This is a genomic window from Variovorax sp. NFACC27 (genome assembly GCF_048301545.1).
GTDB lineage: Bacteria > Pseudomonadota > Gammaproteobacteria > Burkholderiales > Burkholderiaceae_C > Variovorax > Variovorax gossypii.
Genome location: NZ_CP157613.1, coordinates 5,495,383 through 5,513,533, shown reverse-complemented (window position 1 = coordinate 5,513,533; position 18,151 = coordinate 5,495,383). Strand labels below are relative to the sequence as shown.

The 18,151-nt window shown below is 69.0% G+C and carries 17 protein-coding genes; all 17 read right to left on the bottom strand.

The window, feature by feature from the left end:
* Positions 1-365: 365 nt before the first annotated feature.
* The 17 genes from ABL840_RS25815 to ABL840_RS25735 all read right to left on the bottom strand — a co-directional run bounded on the left by ABL840_RS25815 (position 366) and on the right by ABL840_RS25735 (position 18,032).
* On the bottom strand, positions 366-926 hold the full coding sequence (locus ABL840_RS25815) for a DUF4124 domain-containing protein (protein WP_176947530.1): 561 nt from the start codon (positions 924-926) through the stop codon (positions 366-368).
* Positions 927-1,227: 301 nt separating this feature from the next.
* Positions 1,228-1,584: a hypothetical protein gene (locus tag ABL840_RS25810; protein ID WP_143042958.1), complete on the bottom strand. Its 357-nt coding sequence runs from the start codon at positions 1,582-1,584 to the stop codon at positions 1,228-1,230.
* A gap of 150 nt (positions 1,585-1,734) precedes the next feature.
* Positions 1,735-3,006, bottom strand: a complete 1,272-nt coding sequence (locus ABL840_RS25805; RefSeq protein WP_093304086.1) for an aspartate aminotransferase family protein — start codon at positions 3,004-3,006, stop codon at positions 1,735-1,737.
* Positions 2,999-4,129: a phosphotransferase gene (locus ABL840_RS25800; protein ID WP_093304088.1), complete on the bottom strand. Its 1,131-nt coding sequence runs from the start codon at positions 4,127-4,129 to the stop codon at positions 2,999-3,001. The genes ABL840_RS25805 and ABL840_RS25800 overlap by 8 nt, the downstream gene beginning before the upstream one ends.
* Positions 4,129-5,157: a histone deacetylase family protein gene (locus ABL840_RS25795; protein WP_093304090.1), complete on the bottom strand. Its 1,029-nt coding sequence runs from the start codon at positions 5,155-5,157 to the stop codon at positions 4,129-4,131. The genes ABL840_RS25800 and ABL840_RS25795 overlap by 1 nt, the downstream gene beginning before the upstream one ends.
* A gap of 9 nt (positions 5,158-5,166) precedes the next feature.
* Positions 5,167-5,871 carry an SDR family oxidoreductase gene (locus ABL840_RS25790; protein WP_093304093.1) on the bottom strand — a complete coding sequence of 235 codons (705 nt, stop codon included), beginning with the start codon at positions 5,869-5,871 and terminating at the stop codon, positions 5,167-5,169.
* A gap of 1 nt (position 5,872) precedes the next feature.
* Positions 5,873-6,565: a GntR family transcriptional regulator gene (locus ABL840_RS25785; RefSeq protein ID WP_093202977.1), complete on the bottom strand. Its 693-nt coding sequence runs from the start codon at positions 6,563-6,565 to the stop codon at positions 5,873-5,875.
* Positions 6,562-7,530: a DMT family transporter gene (locus tag ABL840_RS25780; protein ID WP_418116011.1), complete on the bottom strand. Its 969-nt coding sequence runs from the start codon at positions 7,528-7,530 to the stop codon at positions 6,562-6,564. The genes ABL840_RS25785 and ABL840_RS25780 overlap by 4 nt, the downstream gene beginning before the upstream one ends.
* The gene (locus tag ABL840_RS25775) at positions 7,527-8,771 is read right to left on the bottom strand and encodes a Zn-dependent hydrolase (RefSeq protein ID WP_093304096.1); all 1,245 of its coding nucleotides are present in this window, start codon (positions 8,769-8,771) and stop codon (positions 7,527-7,529) included. The genes ABL840_RS25780 and ABL840_RS25775 overlap by 4 nt, the downstream gene beginning before the upstream one ends.
* Complete coding sequence (locus tag ABL840_RS25770) at positions 8,768-9,805, bottom strand: histone deacetylase family protein (protein WP_093304098.1); 1,038 nt, start codon at positions 9,803-9,805, stop codon at positions 8,768-8,770. The genes ABL840_RS25775 and ABL840_RS25770 overlap by 4 nt, the downstream gene beginning before the upstream one ends.
* Before the next feature lie 2 nt (positions 9,806-9,807).
* The gene (locus tag ABL840_RS25765) at positions 9,808-11,187 is read right to left on the bottom strand and encodes an aminotransferase (protein WP_093304101.1); all 1,380 of its coding nucleotides are present in this window, start codon (positions 11,185-11,187) and stop codon (positions 9,808-9,810) included.
* A 42-nt stretch (positions 11,188-11,229) separates the two neighbouring features.
* A complete protein-coding gene (locus tag ABL840_RS25760; protein WP_093304103.1) occupies positions 11,230-12,132 on the bottom strand; it encodes a 2-hydroxyacid dehydrogenase in 903 nt (300 codons plus the stop codon).
* The gene (locus ABL840_RS25755; RefSeq protein WP_093304106.1) at positions 12,129-13,766 is read right to left on the bottom strand and encodes an ABC transporter ATP-binding protein; all 1,638 of its coding nucleotides are present in this window, start codon (positions 13,764-13,766) and stop codon (positions 12,129-12,131) included. The genes ABL840_RS25760 and ABL840_RS25755 overlap by 4 nt, the downstream gene beginning before the upstream one ends.
* A gap of 2 nt (positions 13,767-13,768) precedes the next feature.
* A complete protein-coding gene (locus ABL840_RS25750) occupies positions 13,769-14,611 on the bottom strand; it encodes an ABC transporter permease (protein WP_019656076.1) in 843 nt (280 codons plus the stop codon).
* A gap of 12 nt (positions 14,612-14,623) precedes the next feature.
* A complete protein-coding gene (locus tag ABL840_RS25745; RefSeq protein WP_093304108.1) occupies positions 14,624-15,598 on the bottom strand; it encodes an ABC transporter permease in 975 nt (324 codons plus the stop codon).
* Between the two features lie 64 nt (positions 15,599-15,662).
* A complete protein-coding gene (locus ABL840_RS25740; protein WP_093304110.1) occupies positions 15,663-17,225 on the bottom strand; it encodes an ABC transporter substrate-binding protein in 1,563 nt (520 codons plus the stop codon).
* A 48-nt stretch (positions 17,226-17,273) separates the two neighbouring features.
* The gene (locus tag ABL840_RS25735) at positions 17,274-18,032 is read right to left on the bottom strand and encodes a class II aldolase/adducin family protein (RefSeq protein WP_093304113.1); all 759 of its coding nucleotides are present in this window, start codon (positions 18,030-18,032) and stop codon (positions 17,274-17,276) included.
* Positions 18,033-18,151 lie beyond the last annotated feature (119 nt).

The window sequence follows — 18,151 nt, the reverse complement described above, 5'->3', positions numbered from 1 at the left end:
AGATCACTGGCGACGCTTTGACTCCTACGCTGGAATGACCGTTGGTGGCCAAAGGGCAACTATCGACAGTGACATTCAACAGGAGCATCGCGAGAACCGGTCATGGTTCTGGGATAAACCGACACCATCTGACCTTCTTTGCTTTGCCCCCTGCAGTAGGCCTGACACTGCTGCTCCGGACTTGAATAGGGAGGGCCGGAGCCATAGCCAATCAGAACACCCGCCACGCCGAGGACGATGATCGTTCCAAACGCAAGCCATCCTGGCGAAATGCGGCGTTTCATATTCGGCCAAGCCTCATTTTGTCGAAGGAGTTAATGCTTGGTAGTGGTCGGTTGCTACCACGTTCGCATGCCGAAGAACTGCTAACGACAAAACATCTTGATGTCGTTCTGGGCTACCTCACGGCCGTGTTTGTCAACACGGTTTCCGTTCCCATGCATGAGTCTTCCGCCAAGAACGTCCCGAGCAAGTGCGCAACGCGACTCATCGGTGCCGTGGTCCTTCCCGTCAGACAATTGCCTCGGCCGCTTGTCAAACTGCGGCCCATACGGCGGCCCAGCTTTCGGCGTAGGAGGACTGAAATTGTGCCCTGCCCCGGAAGACCATGAGTACGGCGCAACCGATTGCGGTACCTCCGGTGCAGGCGGGGCTTTGATTTCCAATGTCTTGGCATTTCCCGCTGCAGCTTTTCGGTCCCCGTACTGCGTCTGGCCATTTGCATCGACCCATTTGTAGACCTCGGCAACACTTGCTGGCGGAAAGAGCAGGAGTGCGAGCAACGCGCCGAGCACATGTCGACTCGACGTGGAAATCGGCAGTCGGCTGGATTGCGCAGCAGGCCCAACCCAATGAGCCGGCTCCTTGGCTGGGCGTAAGCGATGGAGTGCGTCAAAGCATAGGGTCGCAATTTCGCGAACTTGCATGCAAATTCCTGGATGCCGGCTGGCTACGACGAGGAATGTAACTCTGACTTGCCTTGCCAACGCCTCCTCCAGATCGAGGACCTGCCCTGACGCGATCTGCACCGGTGATGCGGCGTACCCCATTTCCACACCCTCAGGCACGAGCGGCTTGATGCGGCTGGTCCGCACATTGGCTAAGAGATAGCCACGATGCGCGTGGGCACAGCCAGGAGTTCCAACCCAAAACCGCATCGGTGTTCATACGCCGCCAACGTCCGCTATCCCGCAGCTCGACCGACCGACTGGTTTTGGCCAGAGCAGACTACTCTGCAGGCTCAAAGGGACCAAATTCCCGATGCACTTCGCCAGCCCGAATATCACGAGCCCATGTGTCGAAAATTTCTTCGCCGACACCGCGTGCAAAGAACGTGACCGATGGAAATGCCAGCGAGATTTCTCGAAGCATCGCTATCAAAGGCTCGGCATAGATGGAGTTGTAGCCTGGGCGATCAAGCCCTTTTCCTTCGGCGGATGCCAAGAGGTCTTTGAGGACATCCAGCGACCAACCATTGCTGACAACAAAGCTCTTGGCTGCTTCGGCGATCAATTGAGGCGTGAGGCTTCCAGACGCGTAGTCGGCATCGTCCCATTTCAGTTCCAAGCGGGTGTAGTAGCTCACGGTTTTCTCCCTCGTTAAAGATTCTGGAAAGAGACGCTCACAGATGCCTCTTCTGCCCAACTGCGGCTGTCGGCCGCATTCTGCCGCAGCGAGCAGCCCAGTACGTCGCTCGCTCCCCTCCGCATACGCAGGCCCAACGGCGTTCCGCAGCTACCCGAGCGTCCCCAGCACCTCATCCACCCGCTCGACCAGCAAATCTGCATGCTGCCGCTCGAACACCAGCGGCGGCCGGATCTTGAGCACATTGCCCTGCGGCCCCGTCGCGCTCAGCAGCACCTGGCGCTGCCGCAGCCCGTTGACCACCTTTGCCGCCTGCGCCGTGGCCGGCGCGCGCGTGGCGCGGTCGGTCACGAGTTCCAGCCCGATGAACAGTCCCGCGCCGCGCGCCTCGCCGACCAGCGCATGGCGCTGGCCGAGTGCGGCCAGGCGCTCGCGCAGGTAGTTGCCGACCTGCAATGCGTTGTCCTGCAGGCCGTTCTTCTGGATCACGTCGAGAACCGCCGAGGCTGCTGCCATGGAGACCGGGTTGCCGCCGAAGGTGTTGAAGTAGCGGCTGGCCTGCCCGAAGGCCTTCATGACTTCGGGCCGCACGGCCAGGCCCGCGACCGGGTGGCCGTTGCCCATGGGCTTGCCCATGGTCACCATGTCTGGCACCACGCCGTGGCGCAGGAAGCCCCAGAAGGCCTCGCCCGTGCGGCCGAAGCCGGGCTGCACCTCGTCGGCGATGAACACGCCGCCGGCCGCACGGATCGCCTCTACCGCCTCGCGCAGGAATCCGGCGGGCGCCGTGAACACGCCGTCGCTGGAGAACACCGTGTCCACGAGCAGCGCCGCGGGCGCGATGCCGTGCGCCTTCAGGTCGGCGATGGCCGCGCGCACGCCGTCGGCGAAGCGCTTGCCCGTCTCGGCATCTCCTCCCTCGGGCGCATCGACCAGCCGCACGTGCTCGCCAAGGCGCACGTACTGCCCAAGCGAGGGCGAGGCGCAGGCGATGGCCGAGGTCACGCCGTGGTACGCAAAGCGCGTGACGATGAGGCCGGCGCCGCCCGTGTGCGCGGTGGCGATGCGCATGGCGAGGTCGTTGGCCTCGCTGCCGGTGCAGGTGAAGGTGGCATGGCCGAGCTCAGGCGGCATGGTGGCCAGCAGCCGCTCCGCATAGTCGAGGATGCCCTCGTGCAGGTAGCGCGTGTGCGTGTTGAGCACCGACGCCTGGCGTGCGATGGCCTCGACCACCTCGGGTCGCGCGTGGCCCAGCGGCACCACGTTGTTGTAGGCATCCAGCCAGGGCGTGCCGGCGGCGTCGTAGAGCCAGACGCCTTCGCCGCGCACGGGGTGAAAGGGCTCTTCGTAGAAGAGCCGGTAGGCCGGCCCGAGCAGGCGGGCGCGGCGCTCGAGCAACTCGGCGGTGTGTTTCTCAGTCATGGATCGGTTCCGTGGCTTCCGTGGGGTCCGTGGGTTCCGTGGGTTGAGCGACGCGGCAGGCGGCCCGGATGGCGTCCTGCACCTGGTCGGGCGTCAGCGTGGCGCAGGCCTGCAGCCGCGCCCAGGAGACGGCGTTGTTGCGCATGAGGTAGGCGGCGTTGTCTGGTTGGCGTGCGGCGCGCCAGCCGCTGATGGCGACCACCATCGCCAGCCGCGCGCGCACCAGGTCGAGCTGCGCGTGGGTCTCGCCATCGGTCAGCGGCGAGACGGCGTGATAGTCGGCCGCGAAGCGCGCGATCGTCGCCAGAGCATCTCCATGCTCGTCGATGTGGTACGAGGTCGCCACGGCCAGGTCGTCGACGAGCGGCGCATGCACCATGTCGCCGAAGTCGAGGATGCCGGCCACGCGTGCCGGTTCGTCCGGGTCGACCAGCAGGTTGTAGAGGTTGAAGTCGTTGTGGATGGGCTGGCGGCGCAGCCCGGCCAGCCTGGGCCTGGTGCGCTGCGCGAAGCCGTCGAGCGCGGCCTCTGCCAGCGCGCGGCGGGCAGGGTCGGCCACGTGCACAAGCAGAGGCCGTACGCGGTCGGCGCGCTGGATGTCCCAGGGCAGTTCGCGGGCGCCGGCGGGGTGCTCGAAGCCGGCCAGTGCCAGGTCCAGCCGAGCCAGAATGCGGGCGACGCAGGTGCGCTGCGCCGCCGAGCGCGGCGCCTGCGGCATGGGCAGGCCCTCGAGGTAGCTGAACAGGCGCGCCACGCGCGTGCGGCCTTCGGCGTCCTCGATCTGCACCGAGGCCGCGCCGTGGCGGTCCGGCAGCAGCCGCTGTACCGGCAGGCCGGGGTCGGTGCGCGCCAGGTGCAGCAGCGCCTGCGTCTGGAAGTCGGCGACAAGCGGGTCCTCGTCGGGGTGCGAGAGCTTGAGCATGCAGCGCGCGCCGCCGTCCTCCGGCTCCAGCAGGAAGTTGGCGTCGCGCTCGCCGGTGAGCGGCTTGAGCCTGCCCCGCTTGCCGTACAGGCGCTGCAGCAGGTCGGCGGCCCAGCCGGTTTCGACGGGGGCGGGCGGCGCGGTCAGCACCGCTGCCTCGGGCAGGGCCGCACGGATGGCGTCGTCTAGCTCCTGCGTCATCACGCCGCCTTCTCGAAGCCGCCGAGCGCGCTGGCCAGGTTGCGGCCCAGGTCTTCCGACAGGTAGCCGCCTTCCTGCACCAGCACCGTGGGCAGCCCCAGGCGCGCGATCTCGCCGAGGATGCGGCCGAAGCCCGCGGTGCTGACGGCCAGCGCCTGATAGGGGTCGTTCTCGTGCGCGTCCAGGCCCAGGGCCACGACGAGCGCGCCGGGTGCGAAGGCGCGGATGGTCGCGTGCGCCGTTGCCAGCGCGGCGAGGAAACCCTCGTTCTGCGTGCCACGCGCCAGCGGCAGGTTCAGGTTGTAGCCCAGGCCTTCGCCTTCGCCGGTCTCGTGCGCGTGGCCCGTGAAGAAGGGCGTGCAGAAATGCGGGTCGCCGTGCAGCGAGATCGTCAGCACGTCCTTGCGGCGCCAGAAGATGCCCTGCGTGCCGTTGCCGTGGTGCACGTCGATGTCGAGGATCGCCACGCGGTCGTGCCTGCGGCGCAGGTGCTGGGCCGCGATCGCCGCGTTGTTGAGATAGGTGAAGCCGTTGGCGCGGTCGGCATAGGCATGGTGGCCGGGCGGCCTGCAAAGCGCGTAGGCGGCGCGTTCGCCGTCCAGCACGAGCTGCGCGGCGTGCGTGGCCACGTGGGCCGACCAGGTCGCGGCATGCCAGGTGTGGCGGCCGATGGAGCAGGCCATGTCGCCCATGTGGTAGCCGGCCTGTCCCACGAGGCTGTCGGGGTAGGTGAAGGGCTGGCCCGGGAACGGATGCACGTTGGGGATGACTTCCTCGGAGGCCCCCTCGAGTTGCTGCCAGCGCTCCCAGGCGGTTTCCAGGAAGCGCAGGTACTGCGGCGTGTGGATCGCGGCGCGCGGGCCCGGGCCGTGATCCTCGGGCGCGACGATGTCGTGGCCCTGCGCGCGTGCGGCGTTCAGCAGCAGCGTGCCTCGCTCGGGCTGCTCGTTGCTGCGCTTCATGCGCCCGCGCACGATGAACTGCTGCGGGTCGTGGCCAGTGTGCTGGTCGCTGTAGATGACTTGCATGTCGGGCTTTCAGTATTGGGATTCGACGGTCCAGCTGATCGGAATCTCGGCGACGCTGGCCGAGGCCGGCAGTTCGAGCACTGTCCGCGCGATGCGGGCCACGTCCTCGGGGCGCGTGGCCTGCCGCTGCTGCTCGGGCGGCAGGGCGGCTGCCATGTCGGTTGCCACGAAGCCGGGGCACAGCGCCGTGCAGCGCACGCGCGACTCGGCCCCGCAGTGCCGGATGCCATGGGCCAACGACAGCACCGCTGCCTTGCTCAGCGCGTAGAGCGAGGCATCTGCCGTACGCACGCGCTTGGCGGCGAGCGAGGCCATCACCAGCACCTTGCCTTCGTCGGCCGCCAGCAGGTGCGCCCAGGCCTTGCGCGTGAGCCGCAGCGGCGACTTGACGTTGATCTCGAGCAGGCGGTCGACCTCCGCGTCGTCGGCATCGATGACCGAGCGCGTGCTGAGGACTCCGGCGTTGTGCACCAGCGCATCGATGCCGCCGAAGTCGCGCACCGTCGCGGCCACCCAGTCGGTCTCGCTGCGCGCATCTTCGGCATCGAAGCGGTAGGCGCGCACCTGCCCCGGGTCGTGGTCGGCGAAGGCATCGGTGGCGTTGCGCGAGCCCACGCTCACGCGCCAGCCGTGTGCCAGCAGCTCGCGCACGATGGCAAGGCCGATGCCGCGGTTGCCCCCGCTGACCATGGCGACGCGGGGCGCGGCCTTCATCTCATGCCTTGGAGAAGAGGCCGCGCACGTGGGCCTTGGCGGTTTCGAGGTGGTAGCGCAGCGCGTGCTGGGCGGCATCGACGTCGCGCGCCGCCATCGCCTTGGCGATCGGCCTGTGCGTCTCGGCCAGCGCCTTCAGGTCGCCATAGCTGTCCTCGCTGAGCGCGAGGAACATGCGCACTTCGGTCTGCATGTTGTCGAACAGCCGGTGAAGATAGTGGTTGCCCGAGAGCGCGCTGATGGCGAAGTGGAAATCCAGGTCGAGCGCCACCCGCTCGGGCGAGGAGAGGATCTCGGCGCGCTCCACCATGTCGTCCACGCGCGCGTCGAGCTGGGCCAGCTCGGCGTCAGTGGCATGCGTGCAGGCCAGCGACGCGCCCAGCAGCTCGAGCTGGATGCGCACTTCGTACAGGTCTGTGACCTGCTTGGGCGAAACCGTGCGCACCGCGAAGCCGTGGCGCGGGCGCGATATCAGCAGGCCCAGGCTTTCGAGGCGGCGCGCGGCTTCCCGCACGGGCGCGCGGCTCACGCCCATCTGCCGGGCCAGTTCGGCCTCGACGATGCGTTCGCCGGGCGCAATGCGGCCCGACAGGATGGCTTGCTGCAGCTGCGCCTCCACCACGCCGACCAGGTCAGGCACCTGGATCGACGAGAAGGCGGGAGGAGTGGCGGCTTCGGGCCGGCTGGTGGTCATCGGAATTCCTTGTCTCGATCTCTTGTGCGTATCATGCCGGCCCCTTGCGTCGGCCCTTTGCGCGGGCCATTCCGCGCCGGTCGTTGCGTGCGCGCCAGGTACACGCCGGCGACAGCGATCAGCGCCATGCCGGCCAGGGCCGTGCCGTCGGGCGGGCGCTGGAACCACAGCGTGCTGATCAGCACCGCCAGCAGCAGCTGCACGTAGTTCAGCGGGGCCAGCGTGGCCGCGCCGACGCGGCGGAACGCAGCCAGCAGCAACAGCTGGGCGCTGCCGCTGACGGCGCCGCCGGCGACCAGCAGGGCCATCTCCGGCCAGGGCGGCAGCGTGACGTGCGGCATGAACAGCACGGGCAGGTTGGTGACGACCAGGCAGGCCAGCGCCATGTGAGCGAACTGCACGGGTGCCGGCACCAGCCCCGAGAGCCGGCGCGTGAGCACCTGGAAGAGCGCATAGCAGACGGCGGACACGGCCATCAGCAGCGTGCCCGCCAGCGGCAGGCTGCCGCCCGGGCGCACGATGCACAACATGCCCGCGAAGCCCAGCAGCACGGCAGTCCACTGCGCGCGGCCCACGCGTTCGCCGAGCAGCCAGGGCGACAGCGCGACCATGATGAGCGGTGCCGTGAAATAGATCGCGGTGGCCTCGGCCAGTGGCATGGTGACGAGCGCAGTCATGAAGCAGGTGGCCACGATGGCCAGCGCCACGCTGCGCGCGGCCAGCAGCTTCTGGTGCGGCTGGCGCCACAGGCGCAGGTCGCCGTGGCGCAGCAGCAGCACCAGGGCGATGGCGCCGATCGCGGTGTAGCGGCCCAGGTTGACGACGGCTGGCGCATGGCTGGCCACCATCTGCTTGGCGAAGGCGTCGTATGCCGCGAACAGCACCAGCGCGCAGAGGAACAGGGCGATGCCCGTGCCCGCGCTGTCGCGGCGCGCCAGGAGGGGCGAGGCCTGCACCGTGCTCATGCAGCCTGCGACAGCATCGCCCCCAGCAGCACGTTGGCGCCGGCCTCGAGGTGGTGCGGATCGGCGTCTTCCACTTCGTTGTGGCTGATGCCGTCCTTGCAGGGCACGAAGATCATCGCGGTGGGCACGCGGCGCGCCATGTAGACGGCGTCGTGGCCGGCGCCGGTCACGATGTCTCGGTGCGTGCTGCCGCGTGCCGCGGCCTCGCTGCGCACGCGTTCCACGAGCGTGCGGTCGAACGGCGTCGGCGGGAACTGCTGCACGTCGGCGATGCGCACTTCGACGGGCGTGCCGGTGGTCTCGCCCGCGGCCAGCGCGGCGGCCGCGGCGCGGAAGCGCTGCTCCATCCGTTCGAGCAGCGAGGCGTCTTCGTGGCGCAGGTCCACCGTGAAGTCGACGCGGCCCGGAATCACGTTGCGCGAGGCCGGATGCACGTTCACCACGCCCACCGTGCCGCGGCCCAGCGGCGCGAAGGCCGGATCGTTGGCGATGTCGACCACGGCCTGCATGAGGTGCGTGGCCGCGTACAGCGCGTCGCGGCGCATGGCCATGGGCGTGGGGCCGGCGTGCGCTTCCATGCCGGTGACCGACACGTCGTACCAGCGCAGGCCCAGCGAGCCCGTGACCACGCCGACGACGGTCTGCTCGGCCTCCAGGATCGGTCCCTGCTCGATGTGGGCCTCCAGGTAGCAGGCGGCCTGCACGGTGCCGATGGGCGCGCTGCCCGCGTAGCCGATGGCGGCCAGTTCGTCGCGCACGGCGAGCCCGTCCACGTCGGTGGCCGACAGCGCGGTCTCGAGCGGAAACACGCCGCAGTGCACGCCCGACCCCATCATGACCGGCACGAAGCGCGTGCCTTCCTCGTTGGTCCAGATCGCAAGCGCGAGCGGCGCCTCGGTCCGGATGCCGTGGTCGTTCAGCGTGCGCATGACCTCGAGGCCCGCCATCACGCCGTAGCAGCCGTCGAAGCGGCCGCCCGTGGGCTGCGTGTCGATGTGGCTGCCCGTCATCACCGGCCGGCGCGACGGGTCGCGGCCCGGTCGGACGCCGAAGATGTTGCCGACCTGGTCCACGGTGATGTCCAGCCCGGCTTCGCGCATCCAGCCGACCACGAGGTCGCGGCCCTGGCCGTCCAGTGCGCTCAGCGCGAGCCGGCAGTTGCCGCCCTTGGGCGTGGCGCCGATGCGGGCCAGGTCCATGAGGCTGCGCCAGAGCCGGTCGCCATTTATGGATACGGTCATGCCTGCAATCCCTCCAGGAACGCGTCGAGCGCGGCGCCGATGGCCTCGACCATGTAGCCGCCTTCCTGCACCACGACCGTGGGCAGGCCCAGCGCGCGCACGCGGGCGCCTGCGAGGCGGAAGGCCTCCATGTCGAACTTCAGCACGCTGATCGGGTCGTCCTTGTAGGTGTCGAAGCCCAGCGGCAGCACCAGGGCCTGCGGCTGGAAGCGCTCGATGGCGTCGACGGCCTTGTCCAGGGCCTCGGCGAATTCGGCGTTGCCGCTGCCGTGCGCCAGCGGCAGGTTCAGGTTGCAGCCTTCTCCCTCGCCGGCGCCGCGCTCGTGCGAGTAGCCCGTGTACCAGGGGTAGTAGCCCGACGGATCGGCGTGCGTGGAAGCGGTCAGCACGTCGCCGCGCTCGTAGAAGATCTGCTGCGTGCCGTCGCCGTGATGGGCGTCGATGTCGAGCACGGCCACGCGCGCATGGCGCCGGCGCAGCGTGGCGGCCGCGATGGCGCTGTTGTTCACGTAGCAGAAGCCTCCCGCGCGCGCATGCTGCGCATGGTGGCCCGAGGGCCTGCACAGCGCGTAGGCGATGCCGCCGCCGTCGAGCACCGTCTCGGCCGCGGCCTGCGCCGCATGGGCCGAGCGCAGCACCGAGCGCCAGGTGTGCGGGCCGATCGGGCAGGCCAGGTCGCCGATGTACCAGCCGGCCTGCGCCACCACCGACGGCGAGGGGCAGGGGCCGAATCGCGTGCCGTGCGGCGACAGGTTGGGCAGCACCTCGATGCCGGGCTCCAGGCCGGGGCCGCCGAGTTTCTGCCAGCGCGCGTAGGCGCTCTCCAGGAAGTCCAGGTAGTCGAGGCTGTGCACGAGTTCCAGCGCGGCGCGGCCGGTCTCGGGCGGCGCACTCACCGAGATGCCGCGCGCGGCGAGCGTGCCCATCAGCGCCTCGGCGCGCGTGGGCAGGTCGGCGGGCTTGCTGATGCGGCCCAGCCGCATGAACTGCTGTGGGTCGTGCAGCAGTTGGTCGTCGCTGAAGAAGGCCTGCATGCTCAGGCCTTCGTTTCCTGGTCGAAGCGGTCCATGGCGCGGCCCAGGCGCGCGAAGAGGTCGTCCAGCTCGGCCCGCGTGATGATCAGCGGCGGGCACAGGCCGATGCTGTCGCCCATGGCGCGCACGATCAGCCCTTCTTCCAGCGCCAGCGCCGCGAAGCGGTAGCCGGCCTTGCGCTCGGCGGCGAACGGCGTGCGCGCTGCCTTGTCGGCCATGAGCTCGATGGCGCCGATCAGGCCGACGCCGCGCACGTTGCCCACCCAGGGCCGTTCGGCGAAGGCGCGCAGCCCGGCCTGGAACGCGGGGGCGATCTCGCGCACGTGCTCGAGGATGCGCTCGTCCTCGTAGACCTTCAGCGTCTCCAGCGCCACCGCGCAGGCGACGGGGTGGCCCGAGTAGGTATAGCCGTGGCCGAAGCTGCCGAGCTTGCCGCTGTTGGCGGCGATGGCGCTGTGCACCTTCTCGTTGACCATGACCGCAGAGATCGGCACGTAGCCGGAAGACAGCGCCTTGGCGCAGCTCAGGATGTCGGGCTGGATGCCGAAGGTCGTGGAGCCGAACATGTTGCCCGTGCGGCCGAAGCCGCAGATGACCTCGTCGGCGATCATGAGCACGCCGTACTTGCGCAGCACGGCCTGCACCTTCTCGAAGTAGCCGGCCGGCGGCACCAGCACGCCGCCCGCACCCATCACCGGCTCGGCGATGAAGGCGGCCACGGTGTTCGGACCTTCGGCGAGGATGGTCTGCTCCAGTTGCTGCGCGAGGCGGCTGGAGAAATCCTGCTCCGTCTCACCGGGCTCGGCGTAGCGGTAGTGGTGCGGGCAGTCCACGTGCAGGAAGCGCGCGGGCGCGGTCGCGATGGGCAGGTCGAAGTCGCGATGGTTGCCGTCGAGCCCGCCCATGCTGGCGGCGGCCACGGTCACGCCGTGGTACGCGTTGCGCCGCGCGATGATCTTCTTGCGCTCCGGCTGGCCGATGGCGTTGTGGTAGTACCAGACCATCTTCACCGCGCTGTCGTTGGCCTCGGAGCCTGAGTTGGCGAAGAACACGCGCGCCATCGGCGCGGGCGCCAGCGCCAGCAGCCGCTCGGCCAGGTCGGCCACCGCCACGTTGGTGCGCTGGTTGAACGTGTGGTAGTAGGGCAGGGTGTTCAGTGCCTTCGCGCCGGCCGCGGCCAGGCGCTTGTTGGAAAAGCCCAGCGAGGCGCACCACAGGCCCGACATGGCTTCGAGGTAGCGCTTGCCCCTTTCGTCGACGACGTGGATGCCGTCGCCTTCGACGATGACCAGCGGCGGCGTCTGCGGCAGCGCGGCCAGGTTGGTGTACGAATGCAGGTGGGTGGCGACGTCCTTGTCGCCGGTGCCGAGGGGTTCTGCCATGGGGTTCCTCTTTGACTTTGAATGTCGGGCGCTGAAAGACGACTACAGGCGCGCCAGGTTGTCGTGGGTCTGCCGCGCAATGGCCTCGGGCCGGGTGCGCGTCGCGATGTGCGGCGTGACGGTGATGCGCGGGTGGCTCCAGAAGGGGTGACCTGCCGGCAGCGGCTCCTCGATGAAGGCGTCGAGCACGGCCGAGGCGACCTGGCCGCTCTCCAGCGCCGCGAGCAGGTCTTCCTGCACGAGGTGGGCGCCGCGTCCGGCGTTGACGAGGCGCGCGCCGCGCGGCAACTGCGCGAACAGCGCGGCGTCCAGGATGCCGCGCGTGTCGTCGGTCAACGGCAGCAGGCAGACCAGCGTGTCGCAGCCCGCCAGGAACTCGGCGCGTGCCGCGTCGCCGTGGAAGGCCTCGATGCCCTCGGGCAGGCCGTCCTTGGGGCTGCGGCTCCAGCCGCGCACGCGGTAGCCGATGGCGAGCAACGCGCGTGCGACCGACTGGCCCAGCACGCCCAGGCCCGCGATGCCTACGCGGTGCCTGCTCGGCGGCTCGATGGGCGCTTCTTCCCAGGCCGCGCGGCGCTGGCTGTCAAGATAGGAGCCCATGTGGCGCTGGCCGTGCACCACGGCCCATGCCACATAGGCGTTCATGCCGTCGGCCATGTCGGCGTCGACGATGCGGCGGACCGGCACGTCGGGAAGCGCGGGGTCGCGCGTGATGTGATCGGTGCCCGCGCCCACGGACTGCACCAGCCGCAGCCGCGGCATGCGCGCCAGCAGCCCCGGCGGCGGCGACCAGCAGACCACGGTGTCGATTTCGCCGAGCGCGTCCAGCTCCTGCACCTCGGTGTCGATGCGGTGCAGCCGGGCCTGAGGAAAACGCTCCCGGAAGGCGGGCTGCAGGTAGTCCATGGCGATCTGGTCCGAGACCAGTGCGATGTTGAGCGTCATGCGGCCACCGCCTGTTCCGCGGCCGCCGCCGACAGCCTCGGCTGCGCCTCGATCAGCGTGCGCGTGTAGGCGTGCCGCGGGTTCGCCAGCACCTTGGCCGTTTCGCCGTACTCGACGATCTCGCCGCGCTGCATCACGGCGATGTGGTCGCACATCTCGCCGGCCACGCGCAGGTCGTGCGTGATGAACACCATGGCCAGCTGGAAGCGCTCGCGCACCTCGGCGAAGAGCTTCAGCACCTGGGCCTGCACCGACACGTCGAGCGCGGAGACGGGCTCGTCGGCCACCAGCAGCTGCGGCTCCATGGCCAGTGCGCGCGCGATGCCGATGCGCTGGCGCTGGCCGCCGGAGAACTCGTGCGGAAAGCGCTCCGCCGCGTCGGGCTTGAGGCCCACCAGTTCCAGCAGTTCCATCGCGCGGGCCATGGCCTGCGCCTTGGGCACGCCCTGGGCGATGGGGCCGGCCGCGATGGCCGGGCCGATGCGATGGCGCGGGTTCAGCGAGGCGTAGGGGTCCTGGAACACCATCTGGATCTTGCCCTGCGACTGCGCGCGGAACTGCGCACCCGACTGCAGCGCGCGGCCCTTGAACAGCACGCGGCCGCTGTCGAACGGCGCGAGGCCCACGATGCAGCGGCCCACTGTGGACTTGCCCGAGCCCGATTCACCGACCAGCCCCAGCGTCTCGCCGCGGCGCAGCTCGAACGACAGGCCCTTGGCCGCTTCCACGCGCCGGCCCTTGCTGAACAGGCCGCCGCCGGTCACGTAGGTCTTGCGCAGTTCCTGCACCTGCAGCACGTGCTCGACCGGGCGCTCTTCGGCCGGCGCGCGCACCTGGCCGTTCGGGATCGCTGCGATGAGCTTGCGTGTGTAGGCGTGCTGGGGCCGCGCCAGCACGGCGGCGGCCGGGCCGGACTCGACCACTTCGCCCGTCTGCATCACGACGACCTGGTCGGCGATCTCGGAGACCACGCCGAAGTCGTGCGTGATGAACAGCACCGCCGTGCCCTTGCGCTGCTGCAGTTCGCGGATGAGCTTCAGGATCTGCGCCTGCGTGGTCACGTCCAGCGCGGTGGTGGGTTCGTCGCAGATCAGCAGGGCCGGCTCCAGCACCAGCGCGCACGCGATCATCACGCGCTGGCGCTGGCCGCCCGACAGGCGGAACGGATAGCTGTCGATCAGCACCTCGGGTTCGGGCAGGCCGACGTCGGCCAGTGCCGCGAGGATGCGCTGGCGCTTCTGCGCGGCCGACAGCTTCACGTGGGCGTCGAACACCTCGGCGACCTGCTCGCCGATGCGCATGACCGGGTTCAGCGCCGTCATGGGTTCCTGGAACACCATGCCGATGCGCCGGCCGCGCAGCGTGCGAAGCTGTGCCTCGTCGAGCTGCAGCAGGTCCTGTCCGTCGAAGAGGATGCGGCCGGCCACGGGCTCCACGAGCGGGCGGGGCAGCAGGCCCATGATGGCGTTGGCGATCATGGACTTGCCGGAGCCCGACTCGCCGACCACGCACAGCGTCTGGCCCGGCAGCAGCTGCAGCGAGGCACCCCGGACCGCCAGCTCGCGGTCTGCGCCCGGCGGCAGGCGGATGTCCAGCTCCTGGACGTCGAGCACGGGAAGGACGATCTTTTCCATTTTCATTTGCCCCTCCCGTCGGCGCGTGCGTTGAGGCCGTCGTTCAGGCCTTCGCCGACCAGGTTCAGCGCGAGCACCGTGAGCAGGATGGCCACGCCCGGGAACACCGCCATCCACCATGCCTGGCGCAGCACCGTGCGCGCCGAGCCGACCATGTAGCCCCAACTCATCTGGTTCGGGTCGCCCAGGCCCAGGAAGCTCAGGCTGGACTCGAGCAGGATGGCCGTGGCCACCATCAGTGAGGCCATCACCACGATGGGCGAGGCGGCGTTGGGCAGGATCTGCGTCAGGATGATGCGCGGCGTCGACTGGCCCGCCAGCTGTGCTGCAGCCACGAAGTCGCGCTGGCGCAGCGTGAGGAACTCGCTGCGCACCAGCCGCGCCACGGGCGGCCACGAGACGATCGCGATGGCCGTGACGATGGACTGCACCGAGGGCTGGAAGATGGCCACCAGCACGATGGCCAGCGCGAAGCTCGGGATGGCCTGGAACAGCTCGGTGAAGCGCATCAGCGTGGCGTCGATCCAGCCGCCGAAGTAGCCCGAGACGGCGCCGATGGACACGCCGATCAGCAGCGAGACCACGGTGGAGACCACGCCGATCAGCAGCGAGACGCGCGCGCCGGTGACGATGCCCGACAGGATGTCGCGGCCCATGGTGTCGGTGCCCAGCAGCAGTCCCTGTTCCGCCATGGGGGCCGCGAAGGGCGTGCCGACCATGTCCCATGGGTTGTTCTGCGCGACGAAGGGGCCCAGCGCGGTGACCAGCGCCACCAGCATCAGCACGATCAGGCCGAAGACCGCGCCCTTGTTGCGGCTGAAGCGCCGCCAGAATTTGCTTTTCATGAACGGCTCTCCTCAGCTCAGCTCGATGCGGGGATCGACGAGCGTGTAGACGAAATCGGTGATGAGGTTGAACAGCACGGCCATGGCCGCGGTGAACAGGAAGCAGCCGAGCAGCAGGTTGTAGTCGCGCTGCAGCAGGGCGTCGAACATGAGCCGGCCGATGCCGGGCCAGGCGAACACCGTCTCGGTCAGCACGGCGCCGCCGATCATGCCGCCAGCCTGGATGCCGGCCAGCGTGACCACCGGCAGCAGCGCGTTGCGCAGGATGTGCTTGCGCTGGATGCGGCCGGGCGCCACGCCCTTGGCGCGCGCGGTCTTCACGAAGTCCATCTGCGCGACCTCCAGCATCGAGGCGCGTGTCATGCGCGCATAGACCGCCATGTAGAACAGCGCCAGCGTGAGCGACGGCAGGATCAGGTGCTTCGCGATGTCCAGCGCCTTGTCGATGCCCTTGAGGTCCGCGCCCACGGTGAAGAAGCCGAAGGCGGGCAGCAGGTCGAGCTGCACCGTGAACACCAGCACGGCCATCATGGCCAGCCAGTAGAGCGGCGTGGCATAGAACACCAGCGCGACCACGGTGATGAGGCTGTCCTGCCACTTGCCGGCGTTGCGGCTGGCCAGCGCGCCGAGCACGATGCCGAACAGCAGCGAGAGCCCGAAGGCCGTGCCCGTCAGCAGCAGCGTGGCCGGCAGGCGCTCCAGGATCAGGTCGACCACGGGCTGTTGCTGGCGGTACGAGAAGCCCAGGTCGAGCTTGACCACATGGCCCAGGTAGTTGCCGAGCTGCACGGGCAGCGGCTGGTCGAGGCCGAACTGCTGGCGCAGCTGGGCCACGAACTGCGCATCGGATGCGCCGGCCTCGCCGGCCATGACGGAGACCGGGTCGCCCGGCGCCGCGCGAACCAGCAGGAAGTTGACGGTGGCGATCACCAGCAGGGCCAGCAGGCCCTGCAGCAATCGCACGGACATGAACTGCAGTCGTTTCATGGCAAGCTCGATTCGGGCATGCGGCTGCCCGGCCCGCCGGGCCACCGCATGCGGGGGAGGGAGGTCAGGCCAGCTTGACGCGGCCCAGGCTGTCGTTCAGGCCGATGCCGGAGGACACCACGTTCTGGATCTTGGTGCGGTACAGCGTCGGGAAGTTGATCTCGTGCAGCCAGGCCACGGGCACTTCGTCGACCAGCAGCTTCTGCACTTCAAGGTAGATGGCGCGGCGCTTGGCCGGATCGCTCTCGCGCGCGCCGGCGGCGAACAGCTCGTCGACCTTGGGGTTCACGTAGCCCGCCACGTTGTTGAACGGCGAGCCCTTGGCGATGTTGTCGCTGGTGTAGTTGCGACCCACGCCGAGCGCCGGATCGCCGTACTGGTAGACGTAGGTGAAGGCCAGGTCGAAGTCCCATTCGCTGTTGCGCTGGTTCCAGCCGGCCACGTCGGTGGCGACCATCTCGACCTTGATGCCGGCCTGCGTGAGGTTCTGCCGCACGATCTCGGCCTGGCGCTGCCACGATTCGCCGTAGGGCAGCGGCAGCAGGCGGATGGTTTCGCCCTTGTAGCCGGACTCGGCCAGCAGCTTCTTGGCCTTGGCGGTGTCGCGCGGGTACTTGGTCACGTCGTCGCTGGCGTACGCGATGTGGCTGTTGAAGGGGCCGGTGGCCGGCTTGGCGTAGCCGTACCAGGCGACCTTGGCCATGGCCTCGCGGTCGATGGCGGTCCACACGGCCTGGCGGAACTTGACGTTGTTCATGGGCGCCGTGCGGTTGTTCATCCACAGCCAGCTGTGCGGCGCGAAGAACTCCCAGCCCTTGGTGGTCACGGCCGCGCCCGGCAGCTTGGCCAGGCGGCCCACGTCGAAGTACTCCACGGTGCCGCCCGGAGCGATGTCGACCTTGCCCGATTCGAACGCGGCGGCGCGCGCGGCCGCGTCGGGAATCACGTGGAAATACACGCTCTCCACGCCGACGGCGCCCGGCTGGTGGTAGTTCTCGTTGGCCACCAGGTGGATGTAGGAGCCCTTGACCCATTCCTTGAACTTGAGCGGGCCCGTGCCGATAGGCGTGGCGTTGGCGGGGTTGGTCGCGAAGTCGGTGCCTTCGTAGATGTGCCTGGGCACCATCGGCATGGTGCCGTTCTCGAAGATGCCCATGAAGGGGCCGAAGGGCTGCTTGAGTTTGAACTCGACGGTGAGCGGATCCAGCGCCTTGATCGACTCCACCTGCGCCAGGCTGGCGCGGAAGCGCGCGTGCGTCTTGCGCAGGAACACGTCGCACGAGAACACCACGTCGTCGGCCGTGAAGGGCTTGCCGTCGTGCCACTTGACGTTGGGCTTGAGCTTGAAGACGTAGGTCTTGCTGTCCGCGCTCACGGTCCAGGAGGTGGCGAGCTGCGGCTGGGGCTCGAGCTTTTCGTTGTAGCGCAGCAGGCCTTCGTAGATGTTGCCGGCGATCAGCTGCGTGGGGCCGTTCTGCACGATGCCCATCATCAGGCCGGGCGGCTCGGGCTGGACCAGCACGTTGACGACACCCTTCCTGGCCTGCGCCAGGCTGTGCAGGGGCACCCCCGCGATGGACAGGCCGAGGGCGGCGGAGCCGGCTTGGATCAGGTTGCGGCGTTTCATCGAAGCGGACCTTTCAAAGTGGGGAGGGCAGTGAAGAACGGGTGAATCTCAGTCGCGGAAGGAGGCCGGCGTGGGCGGGGCCAGGCGCTGCAGCAGCGCGCGCCACTCGCGGGCGTAGGGGTCGGTGGGCGCCGAGGCCAGGCGGTTCGTGTCGCCGCTCTCGTACTGGCGCGCGGTCAGCTCGCAGACCTCTTCGGGCACCGGATGCACGGGCTGGCCGGAACCCTGGATGGCGACCTGCACGCGGCAGGCGCGCTCCAGGTTGTGCATGAGGATGAAGGCCTCGGCCACGCTGCGGCCCAGCGTGATCAGGCCGTGGTTGCGCAGGATCAGCGCGCGGGAGGTCGGGCCGAGGTCGGCGACCAGGCGCTCGCGCTCCTCGTGGTTGAGCGCGATCCCCTCGAACTCGTGATAGGTCACGCGGTTGTGGAACTGCAGCGCCCACTGGTTGCAGGGCTGCAGCCCGCCGGCCAGCGAGGACACGGCCACGCCGGCGACGGTATGGGTGTGCAGGACGCAGACGGCGTCGTGGCGGGCGGCGTGCACGGCGCTGTGGATCGTGAAGCCGGCCGGGTTCACGTCGTGGTCGGACGGTTCGATGACGTTGCCGTCCAGGTCGATCTTCACGAGCGAGGACGCCGTGATGTCGCGAAACAGCATGCCGAAGGGGTTGATCAGGAACTGGTCCGTGGTGCCGGGCACGCGGGCGGAGATGTGGGTGTAGATGCTGTCGTCCATTCCGTAGAGGGCGACGAGCCGGTAGGCGGCGGCCAGGTCCTGCCGGATCTGGCGCTCCGCGGGCGTCATGGGAGGGCGGGCGCTGCCGCGCAAGTCCGGGATGCTTCGTTCTGCTGTTTCCATTTGATCTCCGAAGATCGACTGTCATCTGTCGACAGAATGCATCTTGCATGGAGCGTGCCAGCCCA